The sequence below is a fragment of the Streptomyces sp. iso_384 genome (assembly GCF_056172905.1).
On sequence record NZ_JBWBTT010000001.1, the window covers coordinates 1124501 to 1140474 of the forward strand.

Sequence of the window (15974 nt, forward strand, 5' to 3'; positions counted from 1 at the left end):
GGCAGCGAAGCCCCCGGCCGCCGCCCGGAGTGCCACAGCACCCGGGCGATCCGCGATCTTCCGACTCCGGACCGGCTGCCGAAAATGGCCAATATGGTCCCGGGTATCTCTCGAAGCGGCATAGCGTCGACCCAGACCGGAAACCCCGCGTCGTGGCGGTACGCCGCTTTTCTCACCTACGTCACGCAACGGCGCGCGACAGGAGCCAGAGGACATGCAGACCAAGCTGGACGAAGCCAAGGCCGAGCTGCTCGCAGGGGCCGCCAAGGTAGCTGAAGACGGTCCGGGCGGTGGTGTCGGTGGCCCGGGAGGTGCCCCCCGGGCGCGGGTCGCCGCTGCCGGGGCCGACGCGAGCGACCGTCCCGGTCAGGACACGGTGCTCGCCTACCTCCAGCGCTACTACCTGCATACGGCTCCGGAGGACCTCAGCGGCCGTGACCCGGTCGACGTCTTCGGCGCCGCCGCCTCGCACTACCGGCTGGCCGAGAATCGTCCCCAGGGCACCGCGAACGTCCGGGTGCACACCCCGACCGTCGAGGAGAACGGCTGGACCTGCAGCCACTCCGTCGTCGAGGTCGTCACCGACGACATGCCCTTCCTCGTGGACTCCGTCACCAACGAGCTGTCCCGGCAGGGGCGCGGCATCCATCTCGTGATCCACCCCCAGGTCACCGTCCGCCGCGATGTCACCGGCAAGCTCATCGAGGTCCTCTCCGGCGGACCCGGCACCCCGAAGCCCGGTGAGAAGGCCGAGCTGCCGCACGACGCGCTCGTCGAGTCCTGGATCCACGTCGAGACCGACCGCGAGTCCGACCGCGCCGACCTCCAGCAGATCACCGCCGACCTGCTGCGCGTCCTGTCCGACGTACGGGAGACCGTCGAGGACTGGGGGAAGATGCGCGACGCCGCCCTCCGGATCGCCGACGACCTGCCCGGCGAACCGTTGGACGACCTCGCCGACGAGGAGGTCGAGGAGGCCCGCGAGCTGCTGCGCTGGCTGGCCGCCGACCACTTCACCTTCCTCGGCTACCGCGAGTACGAGCTCAAGGACAGCGACGCACTGGCCGCCGTGCCCGGCACCGGCCTCGGCATCCTGCGCTCCGACCCGCAGCACAGCGAGGACGAGGCCCACCCGGTCAGCCCGTCCTTCGACCGGCTGCCCGCCGACGCCCGCGCCAAGGCCCGTGAGCACAAGCTCCTCGTCCTGACGAAGGCCAACAGCCGGGCCACCGTGCACCGCCCCAGCTACCTCGACTACATCGGCGTCAAGAAGTTCGACGCCAAGGGCAACGTCATCGGCGAGCGGCGCTTCCTCGGGCTCTTCTCCTCCGCCGCCTACACCGAGTCCGTGCGCAGGGTGCCCGTCATCCGCCGCAAGGTCGCCGAGGTCGTCGAGGGCGCGGGCTTCTCGTACAACAGCCACGACGGCCGCGACCTGCTGCAGATCCTGGAGACCTACCCGCGCGACGAGCTGTTCCAGACGCCCGTCGACCAGCTCCGCTCCATCGCGACCTCCGTCCTCTACCTCCAGGAGCGCCGCCGGCTGCGGCTCTACCTGCGTCAGGACGAGTACGGGCGCTACTACTCCGCGATCGTCTACCTCCCGCGCGACCGCTACACCACCGGCGTACGCCTGCGGCTGATCGACATCCTCAAGGAGGAGCTCGGCGGCAACAGCGTCGACTTCACCGCCTGGAACACCGAGTCGATCCTCTCCCGGCTGCACTTCGTCATCCGCGTCCCGGCCGGCACCGAGCTGCCGCATCTGACGGACGCCGACGCCGACCGGATCGAGGCCCGTCTCGTCGAGGCCGCCCGCTCCTGGGCCGACGGCTTCCAGGAGGCGCTCAACGCCGAGCTGGGCGAGGAACGCGGCGCGGAACTGCAGCGCCAGTACGGCCACTCGTTCCCCGAGGGCTACAAGGCCGACCACTCGCCGCGCGCCGCCGTGGCCGACCTGGTCCACCTGGAAACCCTCAAGCAGGGCGAGAAGGACTTCGCCCTCAGCCTGTACGAGCCGGTCGGCGCGGGCCCCGGCGAGCGCCGCTTCAAGATCTACCGGACCGGCGAGCAGGTCTCCCTCTCCGCCGTCCTCCCGGCGCTCCAGCAGCTCGGCGTCGAGGTCGTCGACGAGCGGCCGTACGAGCTGCGCTGCGCGGACCGCACGCACGCCTGGATCTACGACTTCGGGCTGCGGATGCCCCTGGTCAACGGCAACGGCGGCTACCTCGCCGACGACGCCCGCGTCCGCTTCCAGGAAGCCTTCGCCGCCGTCTGGAAGGGCGAGGCCGAGAACGACGGCTTCAACGCGCTGGTCCTCGGCGCCGGGCTGAACTGGCGGCAGGCCATGGTGCTGCGCGCCTACGCGAAGTACCTCCGGCAGGCCGGATCCACCTTCAGCCAGGACTACATGGAGTCCACGCTCCGCAACAACGTCCACACCACCCGGCTGCTCGTCTCGCTCTTCGAGGCCCGTATGTCGCCGGGCCGCCAGAGCGCCGGCACCGAGCTGACCGACGGGCTCCTGGAGGAGCTGGACGGGGCCCTGGACCAGGTCGCCTCGCTCGACGAGGACCGGATCCTGCGGTCCTTCCTCACCGTCATCAAGGCCACCCTGCGCACCAACTTCTTCCAGCACACGGAGGACGGCACGCCGCACTCCTACGTCTCGATGAAGTTCGACCCGCAGGCCATCCCGGACCTGCCCGCGCCCCGGCCGGCGTTCGAGATCTGGGTCTACTCGCCGCGCGTGGAGGGCGTCCACCTGCGCTTCGGCAAGGTCGCCCGCGGCGGGCTGCGCTGGTCGGACCGGCGCGAGGACTTCCGTACGGAGGTGCTCGGCCTGGTCAAGGCGCAGATGGTGAAGAACACCGTCATCGTGCCCGTCGGCGCCAAGGGCGGCTTCGTCGCCAAGCAGCTCCCGGACCCGTCCGTGGACCGCGACGCCTGGTTCGCCGAGGGCATCGCCGCCTACCGCACGTTCATCTCGGCGCTGCTCGACATCACCGACAACATGGTGGCCGGCGAGGTCGTGCCGCCCGTCGACGTCGTCCGGCACGACGAGGACGACACCTACCTCGTCGTCGCCGCCGACAAGGGCACCGCGAGCTTCTCCGACATCGCCAACGAGGTCGCCGTCGCGTACGGCTTCTGGCTCGGCGACGCGTTCGCCTCCGGCGGCTCGGCCGGTTACGACCACAAGGGCATGGGCATCACCGCCCGCGGCGCCTGGGAGTCCGTCAAGCGGCACTTCCGGGAGCTGGGCCACGACACCCAGACCGAGGACTTCACCGTCGTCGGCGTCGGCGACATGTCCGGCGACGTGTTCGGCAACGGCATGCTGCTCTCCGAGCACATCCGCCTGGTCGCGGCCTTCGACCACCGGCACATCTTCATCGACCCGAACCCGGACGCCGCCACCTCGTACGCCGAGCGGCGCCGGCTCTTCGACCTGCCGCGCAGCTCCTGGGCCGACTACGACACCGACCTGCTCTCGGCGGGCGGCGGCATCCACCCGCGCAGCGCCAAGTCGATCCCGCTCAACGCGCACATCCGCGAGGCGCTCGGCATCGACGCTTCGGTGAGCAAGATGACGCCCGCCGACCTGATGCAGACCATCCTCAAGGCCCCGGTCGACCTGGTGTGGAACGGCGGCATCGGCACGTACATCAAGGCCGTCCCCGAATCCAACGCCGACGTCGGCGACAAGGCCAACGACGCGATCCGCGTCAACGGCGAGGACCTGCGGGCCAAGGTCGTCGGCGAGGGCGGCAACCTCGGCGCCACCCAGCTCGGCCGGATCGAGTTCGCCCGCAGCGGCGGCCGGATCAACACCGACGCGATCGACAACAGCGCCGGTGTGGACACCTCCGACCACGAGGTGAACATCAAGATCCTGCTCAACGGCCTGGTCCGGGACGGCGACATGACCGTCAAGCAGCGCAACAAGCTGCTCGCCGACATGACCGACGAGGTCGGCGCGCTCGTCCTGCGCAACAACTACGCGCAGAACGTGGCGCTCTCCAACGCCTCCGCGCAGGCGCCCTCACTGCTCCACGCCCAGCAGCGCTTCATGCGCCGGCTGGAGCGGGACGGCGCGCTCGACCGGGCGCTGGAGTTCCTGCCCGCCGACCGGCACATCCGGGAGCTGCTGAGCAACGAGAAGGGGCTCAGCCAGCCCGAGCTGGCCGTGCTGATCGCGTACACGAAGATCACGACGGCGGACGAGCTGATCTCCACCGTCCTGCCGGACGACCCGCATCTGCAGAAGCTGGTGCACGCCTACTTCCCGAGCGAGCTGCGCGAGCGGTTCCCCGAGGCGGTCGACGGGCATGCGCTGCGGCGCGAGATCATCACGACGGTACTGGTCAACGACACGGTCAACACCGCCGGTTCGACCTTCCTGCACCGGCTGCGGGAGGAGACCGGGGCGTCGATCGAGGAGATCGTGCGGGCCCAGTACACGGCCCGCGAGATCTTCGGCCTGTCCTCGGTGTGGGACGCCGTCGAGGCGCTCGACAACAAGGTCGCCGCCGATGTCCAGACCCGGATCCGGCTGCACTCGCGGCGACTGGTCGAGCGCGGTTCGCGCTGGCTGCTGGGCAACCGGCCGCAGCCCGTCGCCATCGCGGAGACCATCGACCTGTTCCGGGACGGCGTCGAGCAGGTCTGGAACGAGCTGCCCAAGCTGGTCAAGGGCGCGGACCTGGACTGGTACCACTCGATCCTGGACGAGCTGACGGCCGCGGGTGTGCCGGACGAGCTGGCGGTGCGGGTGGCCGGATTCTCCTCCGCCTTCCCGGCGCTGGACATCGTGGCCATCGCCGACCGTACGGGCAAGGAGCCGCTGGAGGTGGCCGAGGTCTACTACGACCTCGCGGACCGGCTGCGGATCACCCAGCTGATGGACCGGATCATCGAGCTGCCGCGGGCCGACCGCTGGCAGTCCATGGCCCGCGCGTCCATCCGCGAGGACCTGTACGCGGCGCATGCGGCGCTCACGTCGGACGTGCTGAGCGTGGGGAACGGGTCCTCGACGCCGGAGGAGCGGTTCCGGGCGTGGGAGGCGAAGAACGCGGCGATTCTTGCCCGGTCGCGGTCGACGCTGGAGGAGATCCAGGGGTCGGACGCGTTCGATCTGGCGAATCTGTCGGTGGCCATGCGCACCATGCGGACGTTGTTGCGTACGCACGCGTAGAGGTTGTTGTCGTACGTCTGAGGGGCCGGTACCTGGTGGGGTGCCGGCCCCTCGGCGTGGGGGTTTGTCCTCAAGCGCCGGGCGGGCTGGGGGCGTGTGGACGGGCTGAAAGGATGCCCTCAATCGCCGGGCGGGCTGGGGTTGTGCGGGTGGGAAGGCTACTTGCGGTTCGTGAAGGCCTCGTACGCTGCCACTACGTCCTTTGCCGGGCCGTCCATCCTCAGGGTGCCCGCCTCCAGCCACAGGGCCCGGTCGCAGGTGTCGGTGATGGACTTGTTGCTGTGGCTCACCAGGAACACCGTGCCCGCTTCGGCGCGCAGTTCCTTGATGCGGTCCTTGCTGCGGCGCTGGAACTTGGCGTCGCCCGTGGACAGGGCCTCGTCGATCAGGAGTACGTCGTGGCTCTTGGCCGCCGCGATGGAGAAGCGGAGCCGTGCGCCCATGCCCGAGGAGTACGTACGCATCGGCAGCGTGATGAAGTCGCCCTTCTCGTTGATGCCGGAGAAGTCGACGATCCCGTCGTAGCGTTCGCGGATCTGTTCGCGCGTCATGCCCATCGCGAGTCCGCCCAGCACCACGTTGCGCTCGCCGGTCAGATCGCCCATCAGGGCCGCGTTCACGCCGAGCAGCGAGGGCTGGCCCTGGGTGTGGACCCGGCCCCGGGTCGGCGGGAGCAGGCCCGCGACGGCCTTGAGCAGCGTGGACTTGCCCGAGCCGTTGGAGCCGATCAGGCCGATCGCCTCGCCCTTGTACGCGGCGAAGCTGACGCCCTTCACGGCGTGCACCTTGCGGGCGCCGGGAGTCGCGCGGCGGGTGGTGAGCCGGCTGAGCGCCGAGGTGGCGCTGCCCCTGCCCGTACGGGCGCCGTTGACCGTGTACGTGATGTGGACGTCGTCGACGACGACGGTCGGGACGCGCCGGTCCGCGGGAACGTTCTCGGTGTCAGCCACGTCCGTACGTCTCCTCGGCCTTCCAGAAGTACACGAAGCCGGCGACTCCGCAGAGCAGGGCCCAGCCCAGTGCCGCCGCCCACACGTGCGCCGGCAGCCCGCTGTAGCTGTCGATGAGCGCGTACCGCACGAGGTTGATGTAGATCGCCGCCGGGTTGTACTCCAGCAGCACCAGCACCGCGTGCGGCACCCGGTCGCCGGCCAGTAGATGGTCCAGGCTCCACATCACGCCGGAGGAGTACATCCAGGTCCGCAGCACGAACGGGGTCAGCTGCGCGATGTCGGGGGTCTTGGCCGTCAGCCGGGCCATGACCATCGACAGGCCGGTGTTGAACAGTGCCTGGAGCGCCAGGGCCGGGATCGCCAGCAGCCAGGACGGCCGCGGGTACTGGCCGAACACCAGCAGGATCAGGGTCAGCGCGCCCAGCGAGAACAGCAGCTGCTGCAACTGCTGGAGCGCCAGCGCCACCGGCAGCGAGGCGCGCGGGAAGTGCAGGGCCCGCACCAGGCCGATGTTGCCGCTGATCGCCCGGGTGCCCGCGGTGATCGAACTGCTGGTGAAGGTCCAGATGAAGACCCCGGTGACCAGGAACGGAACGAAGTCCTCCACCCCGCGTCTGGTGTCCATCAGGACGCCGAAGATGAAGTAGTAGACGGTCGCGTTCAGCAGCGGCGTCATGATCTGCCAGATCTGGCCGAGCTTCGCCTGGCTGTACTGGGCCGTCAGCTTGGCCGTCGCGAACGCGGCGATGAAGTGCCGCCGCCCCCAGAGCTGCCGGATGTACGCGGGCAACGAGGGCCGGGCACCGCTGACCGTCAGGCCGTGCCGGGCGGCCAGGGCCGCCAGCTCACCGGGTGCGTAGGTGGGAACGGCCTGGCCGGGGGTGCTCACCGGGGACGGCGGAGCTGCTGTCTGGCTCACCACGGACGATCGCTTTCGACGGAAGCGGAGGGGGATGGGACGGTACGGTCCCGTGGGGACGCCCTCGTTGGGACGGGGCCGTATCGTCGTAACGCTGAGAGTAGGACGCTTGTACGTCGCAACGCAACCGTTTCGTCGCGGCCGACTATGCTGCGGGCCATGACCACCGAACGGGGAACCCGCCGCCGCGCCCCCGCAGGCGCCGCCGTCCTGCGTGAGGACGTGACCGACGCCATCCGCGCCGCCGTCTTCGAGGAACTCGCCGCGGTGGGGTTCGCCCGGATGTCCATCGAGGGCATCGCCCGGCGCGCGGGCGTCGGCAAGACCGCCGTCTACCGCCGCTGGAAGTCCAAGCTGGCGCTCGTCCTCGACCTGGTCGCGGCCGTCGCCGCCCAGGGGATGCCCGCCCCGGCCACCGGATCGCTGTACGGGGATGTGCGCGCCGTCCTCGAACTGGCCGCCTACGCCCTGCGCCACCCGGTCGCCTCGCAGGTCATCCCGGACCTGCTGGTCGAGGCGGCCCGCAATCCGGAGATCTCCGAGGCGATCAAGGCCGCGCTCCTGGACCAGCAGCAGGGCGTCGCCGCCGTGGTGGTGCGGGAGGCGGTGGCCCGGGGGGAGCTGCCGGAAGGGAGCGATCCGGACCGGGCGCTCGACCTCATCGTCGGGCCGCTGTACTGGCGGCTCGTCGTCGTCCGCGGCGAACTGCCCCGGGGCTACCTGGACGATCTGGCGGCCTCGGCGGTCGCCGCCCTCAAGCACGCCTGAGGACGCTCATCCCGTCGCCGGCACCCGCGCCAGCACCTCGCCCGTGCGCGGGCTGAACGCCAGCACCGTCGCGTTCTCGGGCAGCCGCTGGAAGCGGGTCAGCAGCAGCCACCGCACCCCGTACCGGGCGGTGATCCCGTCCCGCCGGGCCTGCGGGGTCGATGTGTCGAGGTAGGCGGCGACCGCCCGGCTCCGCTCCCGCCGCTCCGTGGTCGCGAGCCCCGCGTCCGGCAGCGCGTCGGCCAGCACGTACGCCCCGTGCCCGGCCAGCGCGTACATCGCCGGGCGGCTGTCCGTCAGGACCACCTCGCCCGGAGGCACGTACGCGGTCGCCCAGGCGTACGGCTCCCCGGCCGCCCGCACCCCCTCGGCCGCCGGAGGCCCGGTGGTCCGGCCGTCGGCGGGGGTGCGCTCGGCGGTGAGCCCGTTGTAGTACGGCCACAGCGCCGCCACCGTCACCGCGCACACGACGGCGAACGCCCACCGCCACACGGTCGGCCGGATCCGGGTCCGCGTCCGGATCGCGATCAGGGCCAGGCACCCGATCGCCGCGCCGACCGCCGTCGGCGGGTGGACCAGCAGGACCAGCCCGAGCAGCACACCGATCCCGGCCGCCTCCGGCCACCGGGGCGCCCGGCCGGGCCTCGGGTCGCCGGGGCGGGCGGTCCGGGCTGCCGCGCGGCCCGTCCACGCCCACAGGTGCAGCGTGACCGCGACCGCGAACGTGCTCGGCGCGCTCCACCGGGCCGGGTCCGCCCAGTGGATCAGGGCCAGTGGTACGAGGAGGAGCACCGGCACCCAGCGGTTCGGGGTCAGCAGCCGGGTGAGCCGGCCGATCCCGGTGAGCAGGAGCAGCAGGTTCACCGACGCGGCCAGCGCGACGACGGACGGACCCGAGAACCCGGCGGCACGGGCGGCCAGCCCCTGGATCAGCGCGTACGGGGAGTAGTGCGCGCTCGCCACGGCGGGCAGGTCGGTCATCGGGAACGCCGGGTGCAGCAGGTTCACCCGCAGCCGTTCGACGACCGCCGCCTGGAGCCCGGCCTCGCAGCACAGCGGAGCCTGCCAGGCCGCCGCCGACAGCACCGCCCACAGCAGCCCGCCCAGCACGAGGTACGGCGACGGCAGCCACAGGGGCGGCCGGACCGCCCCGTCGGCCCCGCCGCCTCCGGTCGCGGCGGGCGGGAGGCCGGAGGGCGGCAGGTCGGAGGACGGGGCGGAGGAGGCAGCGGAGAAAAGGGGCACGTCTCATGGGTTCCGTGCGGCGGGACCGTTCTCCCCGCCGCCACTCGTCCGGGGGATGAGGGATGGAGACGTCCGCCCCACGGTGTGTCCGCCCTGAGGTGCGCCCGCCCTACGACCCGCCCGCCCTACGGCCCGCCCGCCCTACGGCGCGTCCGCCAGGAGGCGGTCCGCGACCCGGGCCGCCGCGCCGCCGTCGTCCAGGTCGCAGTAGTCGCGGCGGAAGCTCTCGTACGCGTCGGCGTGCCGGGCCGCCAGCGACCCGGTGTCGCGCAGCGCCTGCGCCACCTCGTCCGTCGTGACCAGCAGCGGCCCCGGCGCCCGGGTCTCGAAGTCCAGGCAGAAGCCGCGCACGGTGTCGCGGTAGTGCTCCAGGTCGTACGTGTGGAACAGCATCGGCCGGCCCGTCAGCGCGAAGTCGAACATCAGCCCCGCGTAGTCCGTCACCAGCACGTCGGCCACCAGCAGCAGCCCGGCCGCCCCCGGGTGTCCGGACACGTCGAGCACACCGGGCCCGGCCGGGACGTCGCCGGTGACCCGGGGGTGGCGGCGCACCAGGACCGTGTGGCCGGGACCGAGCGACCGCGCCAGGGCGTACGGGTCGAGCGCCGGGTCCCAGCGGTACGGGCCGGGGGCCGTGCGGTCGGCGGAGGCGGCCGGGGGATGGGCCAGGTGGTCGCGGTAGGTCGGCGCGTACAGCACGACGCGGTGGTCCTCCGGGATGCCGAGTCCGCGCCGCACCTCCTCGGCGGCCTTGTCCCGGACGGGCGGGAACAGCACGTCGTTGGCGGGCGACCCGGCCTCCAGCACCTCGCCCTCGTACGCCAGCGACCTGCGCAGCCACGGGGTGGCGAAGCGGCTCGGAGAGACCAGCACCGACCACTGGGCCGATCGCTGCGGCAGGGTGGCGAGGTACTGGTGGTCGGCGTAGAGGGTGTCCGCCAGGCCGCCGCCGAACCGGCCGAGTGGGGTGCCGTGCCAGGTCTGGACGACGGTCTGCCCCGGCCGTCGCTCGAACCACCCGGGCAGCTGCTCGTCCGTGACGATCCGGCGGGAGCGGGCCAGCGCCTCGTACCAGGCGGGGCTGTGCACCGGGACGGCCCGCGCGCCGGGCGGGACGTGGGTGATGCGGCCGGGGGTGGTACCGGTGACCCACAGGTGTTCGGCCTTCGTGCCCCGGCGCACGAGCTCGGCGTGCACGGCGCGCGGGGAGTCGCCGCCCGCGTAGAGGACGGTGTCGCGGAGCGGGAGGTTCGTGCGCCGGTCGCGGTGGTGCGCGGCGCGCAGGAGCCGCCTTCCGTACGCGCTCCGCCCGATGCCCGCCGCCGGCGACTCCGGCCCCGCGACCACGGACAGCCGGTCACCGTGCCGCCGGTCCAGGCGCAACGCGCCCTCGACGCCTCCGGCACAGGGCAACCGCGCGGCGACGGAACCGAGGACGCGTACCGGGCGCCCGTCCAGGCGAAGCTCCCAGCGGCCTTCCGGAAGCGGCGGGACGACCAGCGCGGAGAACCGGCCCGGAGCGGCGGCGGGCGGCCGGGGCGTTGAGCCGTCAGCGGCAGCGGCCGCTGTGCCGGTCCCGCCCTCGGCAGCGGCCCCGACCGTGGAGCCTTCCCCGGCCTCAGCCCCGCCCGGACGCTCGTCCGAAGCGCCGTTCGCGTTCACGACGGACTCCGTGACCGGGACCGTCTCGTGCAGGGTCTCGTGGCGCAGGACCAGGCGGCCGCCGTACGCGGACGGGGGCGCGGTCGCCGTACCCGCGCACGCCCCCCGGATGCGTACGCCCCCCTCCGGCGTGCACTCCACCCCGTCCGCGTACGGCAGCCCCGCCAGGTCCAGCACCAGGTCGCCCGCCGGATCCGCGTACGCGGGCGGCGGCAGGTCCGGGGCCGCGGGCAGCGGTACGCGGCTGCCGTCGGCGAGCAGCAGCCGGACCCGCCACCGGGCCCCGCTCTCCGGCCCGCTCGCCGCCTCGACCTCGCGGGGGGCGCGATGCGGGGCGGGCGGGGCGTCGGCGAGTTCGGCGAGCGGCACACGCACCCTGAACGCGACCCCCTGCGCCCCGCCCTCCCCGTGCTCTCCGTGTGCCCCGCCCTCCGCGTACTCCAGCCCGCAGGACCGCTCCTCGCCCCCGTCGCGTGTCAGCAGCAGTGCCGTGGGCCTGCTTCCGTCGAAGTGCCGGCCCGTGATGTCCAGCGGGGATCCCTCCGCCTCGACCGCCCGGTGGCCCTCGGCCAGGGCCCGCAGCCGTGACACGGTCAGCCGGAGCCGGCCGGCCCGGAAGTCCAGCACCGCCCGCCGCCCGTCGCCCAGGTCGTGCGTCAGCGGCTGGTCCGCACCCGCGTCCGGGGCGCGCACCGCGACCCGGCGGACCGTCCCGGGCCCGGCGAGGACCAGGCCTACCAGCCAGCCGCCGCCCGCCGTCGCGGGCAGCCGGTCCGGGTCGAGGGTCATCTCGAAGCCCGCGTGGCCGTAATCGTGCAGCTCCTGACCGGAGTTCACCGTCGCCTCGGGCGCGGACACGGAACGCACGGGCACCGGCCGCACCTGCCGGCCCCGCTCCGCCCGGACCATTCCCACCGTGAGCCGCTGCCGGGCGGAGGCGGCGGGAAGGTTGCGCAGATACGCGTACCCGCGCAGCCGCAGCTTCCCGTCCACGCCCCACCGCGCCTCCGACAGCCGCGCCACCGCCGGGATGTCCCTGCCCGCGAGCCGGGCGCTCGCGCCGCGCACGCCGGGGTACACCGCCCGGCGTCGCCCCGGAAGACCCTCGACGGCGAACGTGCCCGCCCCGTTGGCCCGTTCGAAGGCAAGGACTTCCAGCAGCTCCGCGAGGCGCCGCTCCCGCACCAGCTGCCACTTGATGCGCAGCTCCACCGGCAGCCCCTCCAGCACCCCGGGCCCCGCCCGGTCGACGAACGCCCCGGCCCCCTCCAGGAACGCCGCCCGGTACGCCTCGCCGCCCATCGGCAGGCCGTCCAGGAAGTACCCGAAGTCGTCGCGCAGACAGGAAGCGTCGTACGCCCGCCGCTGTCCCGCGTCCCGGCCGCCCAGGAACGCGCTGACCTGCTCGCACGCCGCGATCCGGTCCCGTACGCCCGTGACGTCCGTCCGTCGCCGGGTGATCGAACCCTCCCGCACCCGCCAGTAGTAGACGTGCTCGGCGAGGACGTCGACCGAGCCCGCGAGATGGTGCGCGGGGATCATCACCGGGGTGTCCTCGTACAGCCTGCCCTCGGGGAACGCGAAGCCGTGCGCGTCCCAGAAGGAGCGCCGGAAAACCTTGTTCCACGCCACCCGGTCGGCCAGCAGACGCGGATCCCGGGTGATGTGCGTACGCGCCCTGGTGCCCGTCAGCCAGCGGTACTGCCAGGCCTGCTGCCGTCCCTGCCCGGTCAGCCGCCACACGTTGCCGGTCACCAGATCGGAACCGGTCGACTCCAGCGAGGCCGTCATCCGCTCGTACGCGTCGCCCACGACGATGTCGTCGCTGTCGGCGAACGCCAGGTAGGGGACGGCGGGGGTGGTGTGGCGGACGCCGGTGTTGCGGGCGGCGCTCAGGCCGGCGTTCTGCTGCCGGATCAGCCGGAAGCGGCTGTCCCGGGCGGCGAACTCCGCCGCGATCCGGGCGCTGCCGTCCGTCGAACCGTCGTCGACCATGACCACCTCGATCGCCGCGAGGGTCTGCTCCGCCACCGACCGCAGGCAGTCCTCAAGGTAGGCCTCGACGTTGTGGACGGGGACGACGACGCTGAGGAGGGGTGACTTCATGTCCTGGTCAACAGGGGGCGGCTCCCGGGGTCACCGGCGCTGACCCGAACGGGTGAACGCGGGCCCCCGGCCGTCCGGACAGGCGATTACGCTCGGCTGCCATGCCCACCAGAGCTTCCGTGAAGCGGTTCGTCCGCCGCCAGGCCATGCGGGCCGTCTACCGCGCCGACCTGCACCGCCCGCTCGACCCCGACCTCGCCGTCTACGGGGCGTACTGGAACCGGGGCGTCGCCTGCAATCCGGCCGCGATCCACGCCAAGGCCCGCGAACTGGCCCCGCACATCCGGGGCGTGTGGGCCGTCTCCTCCCGGCACCGCGACCGGATGCCCGCCGGTGTGCCGTACGTCATCGAGGGCTCGCGCCCCTACTGGCGGGCCATCGCCACCGCCACCTATCTGGTCAACAACTCCAGCTTTCCCGGCGGGTTCACCAAACGGCCCGGTCAGCGCTATCTCCAGACCCACCACGGCACCCCGCTCAAGACCATGGGGCTCGACCAGCGCGCCTACCCCGCCCTCGCCCGGAAGGCCGACTTCGACAAGATCCTCGCCCATGTCCGGCAGTGGGACTTCAGCCTCTCCGCCAACCCGCACAGCACCGAGGTGTGGGACCGCGTCTACCCGGGCGCGTACGAACGGATCGACCTCGGATACCCCCGCAACGACGTCTACTTCACCGCCACCGCCGACGACATCGCGAAGATCCGTGCCGAGCTGGGCATCGCCGAGGGGCAGACGGCCCTGCTCTACGCCCCGACCCACCGCGACTACCGCACCGGCTTCGAGCCCGACCTCGACCCGGAGCGGCTGGCGCGTGAACTCGGCCCGGCGTACGTGGTGCTGGTCCGCGCCCACTACTTCTACGGGCGGTCAGCCGGACTCGTCGAGAGCGCGCCGACCGGGCGCGTCCTCGACGTCACCGCGCATCCCCGGGTCGAGGAACTCTGCCTCGCCGCAGACGCGTTGATCGCCGACTACTCCTCCCTGATCTTCGACTACGCCTGCCTGGACCGGCCGATCGTCGTCCACGCCCCCGACTGGACCGCTTACCGTGCCGCACGCGGCACCTACGTCGACCTGCTCTCCGGGCGGTCCGGCGACACCCCGGGGCCCGTCACCACCACCCCCGAACAGCTGGCGGAGGCGTTCCGGACGGGAGAGTGGCGCTCGCCCGCGTCGGCCGCGCTGCGCACCGCGTTCCGGGAGCGGTTCTGCCCGTACGACGACGGGCACGCGGCGGAACGCGTCGTCCGGAGGTTCTTCGCCCCGGCCGGGTGACCCGGGGGCGTGCCCGCCACCCGAATGGCCCACGGCGCGCTCCCCGCGCCGATTCCTCCGACCCGCGCGGTCGTTGTGCCCAACAGTTCGCTCACTCCGCCATGTTGGGAGACGTCCATGCACCGGTCCGCCTACGAGCAGATGGAACTCTGCGTCAAGGAGTACCTGCCCGTCGAAGGGCCTGCCTCCGGCAACGGCGCGTACCGGGTCGTCGACCTCGGGTCGCGTATCTCCGGCAAGCAGACCCGCACCCACCGGGCGCTCCTCGCCGGACATCCCGTCGACTACTTCGGCGTCGATGTGCAGGACGGGCCCAACGTGGACGCCGTGATGAAGAAGCCGTACCGCATCCCCGCCCGCTCCAACAGCGCCGATGTCGTGCTGTCCGGGCAGGCGTTCGAGCACATCCCGTTCTTCTGGGCCTCCATGCTGGAGATCGCCAGGATCCTGAAGCCGGGCGGGCACGCCTTCGTCACCGCCCCCTCGCGCGGCCATGTCCACGACGCGCAGGACTGCTGGCGCTACTACCCCGACGGTTTCCGGGCGCTCGCCGCGCACTCCCGGCTCGAACTGCGCGAGGCCTACACCGACTTCCCGCCGCAGAAGGGCATCTGGCACGACTACCGTGCCATCGACAGGAAGGCCGCCTACTGGGGCGACTCCGTCGGCGTCTTCCGCAAGCCGCAGCGCTATCCGCGCCTGACCATGTTCGCCGTACGGGAGTTGGCCGTCTGGTGGGCGAACCGGGTCGGCGGCGTCGACTCCGTCCCGCTGCCCGCGCCGCTCGACGGCCGCGCGGAGTGCGGACGCCCGAGGGCCGTGCCCGCGCCGGCCGCCTCGGTCGAACAGGACCCGCCCCGATCAATGGCAGGTTGACGAAAGGTGACATGAGCCACAAATCGCGCGTACTGTCCCGGGGCATGGCTTGGCGCAACGCCGTCAACGGCGTCCTTCAGCAGCTCACCGGATATCAGCTCAGGCGCGTCACGGTGCCCGCCGCCCGCACCGCCCCCGCCGGTCCCGCAGCGGCGTCGGCCGCCGCTCCGGCCATCGCCCCCGCCCCCGCCCATGTGTCCCCGGCGGCAGCGAAGCCCAAGGCGAGGAAGCCCGCCCCGGCGCTCCCGGAGGACTACGACGACGAGGCCAAGGACATCATCCGTGCGGTCAAGCCGTACTCGATGACCTCGCCGGAGCGGCTCAACGCCTTCATCCTCGCCACCCGGCACATCGCCCGGCACGACATCCCCGGTGACATCGTCGAGTGCGGCGTCTGGCGTGGCGGTTCCATGCAGGCCTGCGCCCGGACCCTGCTCTCCGTCGGGGAGACCGAGCGCGATCTGTACCTCTTCGACACGTACGAGGGCATGACCCCGCCCACCGCCGAGGACCTGCGGCGCGACGGCCGGCCGGCCCGGGAACTGCTGGACGCCCAGGGCAAGGACCGGCCGATCTGGGCGGTCGCCTCGCTGGAGGACGTCAAGGCGGGCTTCGAGAACATCCCGTACCCGAAGGAGCGCGTCCACTACGTGCAGGGCCGGGTCGAGGACACCGTCCCCGCGCAGGCCCCCGAGCAGATCTCCATCCTGCGCCTGGACACCGACTGGTACGCCTCCACGAAGCGCGAACTGGAGCATCTGTACTCCCGGTTGGTCAGCGGCGGAGTCCTGCTGATCGACGACTACGGCTACTGGCAGGGTTCGCGGCAGGCGGTCGACGAGTTCCTCGACAAGACCGGTGAGCAGCTCCTCCTGCTGCGGATGGACGAGGGCCGCATCGCCGTCAAACCCTGACGCTCCGCCCCGAGGCCCGCGCCCTTCGGGGCGGTGCCGGAGCACCGAGCCCCGTGC

9 protein-coding genes are annotated in these 15974 nt (G+C 72.4%); 5 read left to right on the forward strand and 4 right to left on the reverse strand.

Annotation, left to right across the window (positions count from 1 at the left end; all coding sequences use genetic code 11):
- The first annotated feature begins 214 nt into the window (after positions 1 to 214).
- Positions 215 to 5197 (forward strand): NAD-glutamate dehydrogenase, encoded by a 4983-nt coding sequence (locus tag AC0VY3_RS05085; RefSeq protein ID WP_475549044.1) that lies wholly within the window; start codon positions 215 to 217, stop codon positions 5195 to 5197.
- Positions 5198 to 5355: 158 nt separating this feature from the next.
- On the opposite strand, the gene AC0VY3_RS05090 is transcribed toward AC0VY3_RS05085, so the two are convergent.
- Both AC0VY3_RS05090 and AC0VY3_RS05095 read right to left on the reverse strand, forming a co-directional pair.
- Complete coding sequence (locus AC0VY3_RS05090) at positions 5356 to 6147, reverse strand: ABC transporter ATP-binding protein (RefSeq protein ID WP_475549045.1); 792 nt, start codon at positions 6145 to 6147, stop codon at positions 5356 to 5358.
- Positions 6140 to 7072: an ABC transporter permease gene (locus tag AC0VY3_RS05095; RefSeq protein ID WP_103512579.1), complete on the reverse strand. Its 933-nt coding sequence runs from the start codon at positions 7070 to 7072 to the stop codon at positions 6140 to 6142. The genes AC0VY3_RS05090 and AC0VY3_RS05095 overlap by 8 nt, the downstream gene beginning before the upstream one ends.
- Positions 7073 to 7216: 144 nt before the next feature.
- Between AC0VY3_RS05095 and AC0VY3_RS05100 the strand changes: the two genes are divergently transcribed.
- Positions 7217 to 7837, forward strand: a complete 621-nt coding sequence (locus tag AC0VY3_RS05100; RefSeq protein ID WP_103512580.1) for a TetR/AcrR family transcriptional regulator — start codon at positions 7217 to 7219, stop codon at positions 7835 to 7837.
- Between the two features lie 6 nt (positions 7838 to 7843).
- Here the strand turns inward: AC0VY3_RS05100 and AC0VY3_RS05105 are convergent, their stop codons facing one another.
- The gene (locus AC0VY3_RS05105) at positions 7844 to 9082 is read right to left on the reverse strand and encodes a hypothetical protein (protein WP_475549046.1); all 1239 of its coding nucleotides are present in this window, start codon (positions 9080 to 9082) and stop codon (positions 7844 to 7846) included.
- A gap of 141 nt (positions 9083 to 9223) precedes the next feature.
- A complete protein-coding gene (locus AC0VY3_RS05110) occupies positions 9224 to 12850 on the reverse strand; it encodes a bifunctional glycosyltransferase/CDP-glycerol:glycerophosphate glycerophosphotransferase (RefSeq protein WP_103512582.1) in 3627 nt (1208 codons plus the stop codon).
- Between the two features lie 101 nt (positions 12851 to 12951).
- Between AC0VY3_RS05110 and AC0VY3_RS05115 the strand changes: the two genes are divergently transcribed.
- From AC0VY3_RS05115 to AC0VY3_RS05125, 3 genes are all read left to right on the forward strand, one after another.
- Entirely contained in the window at positions 12952 to 14127 is a 1176-nt protein-coding gene (locus AC0VY3_RS05115; RefSeq protein ID WP_475549047.1) for a CDP-glycerol glycerophosphotransferase family protein, read from the forward strand.
- A 117-nt stretch (positions 14128 to 14244) separates the two neighbouring features.
- On the forward strand, positions 14245 to 15003 hold the full coding sequence (locus tag AC0VY3_RS05120) for a methyltransferase domain-containing protein (protein WP_475549048.1): 759 nt from the start codon (positions 14245 to 14247) through the stop codon (positions 15001 to 15003).
- Between the two features lie 11 nt (positions 15004 to 15014).
- Entirely contained in the window at positions 15015 to 15917 is a 903-nt protein-coding gene (locus tag AC0VY3_RS05125; protein ID WP_475549049.1) for a TylF/MycF/NovP-related O-methyltransferase, read from the forward strand.
- Positions 15918 to 15974 lie beyond the last annotated feature (57 nt).

Excerpts from the sequence above, each read along its gene's own strand:
- AC0VY3_RS05085 (WP_475549044.1), top strand. The coding sequence starts at position 215 with ATGCAGACCAAGCTGGACGAAGCCAAGGCCGAGCTGCTCGCAGGGGCC.
- AC0VY3_RS05100 (WP_103512580.1), top strand. The coding sequence starts at position 7,217 with ATGCTGCGGGCCATGACCACCGAACGGGGAACCCGCCGCCGCGCCCCC.
- AC0VY3_RS05110 (WP_103512582.1), bottom strand. The coding sequence starts at position 12,850 with ATGAAGTCACCCCTCCTCAGCGTCGTCGTCCCCGTCCACAACGTCGAG.
- AC0VY3_RS05115 (WP_475549047.1), top strand. The coding sequence starts at position 12,952 with ATGCCCACCAGAGCTTCCGTGAAGCGGTTCGTCCGCCGCCAGGCCATG.
- AC0VY3_RS05120 (WP_475549048.1), top strand. The coding sequence starts at position 14,245 with ATGCACCGGTCCGCCTACGAGCAGATGGAACTCTGCGTCAAGGAGTAC.
- AC0VY3_RS05125 (WP_475549049.1), top strand. The coding sequence starts at position 15,015 with ATGAGCCACAAATCGCGCGTACTGTCCCGGGGCATGGCTTGGCGCAAC.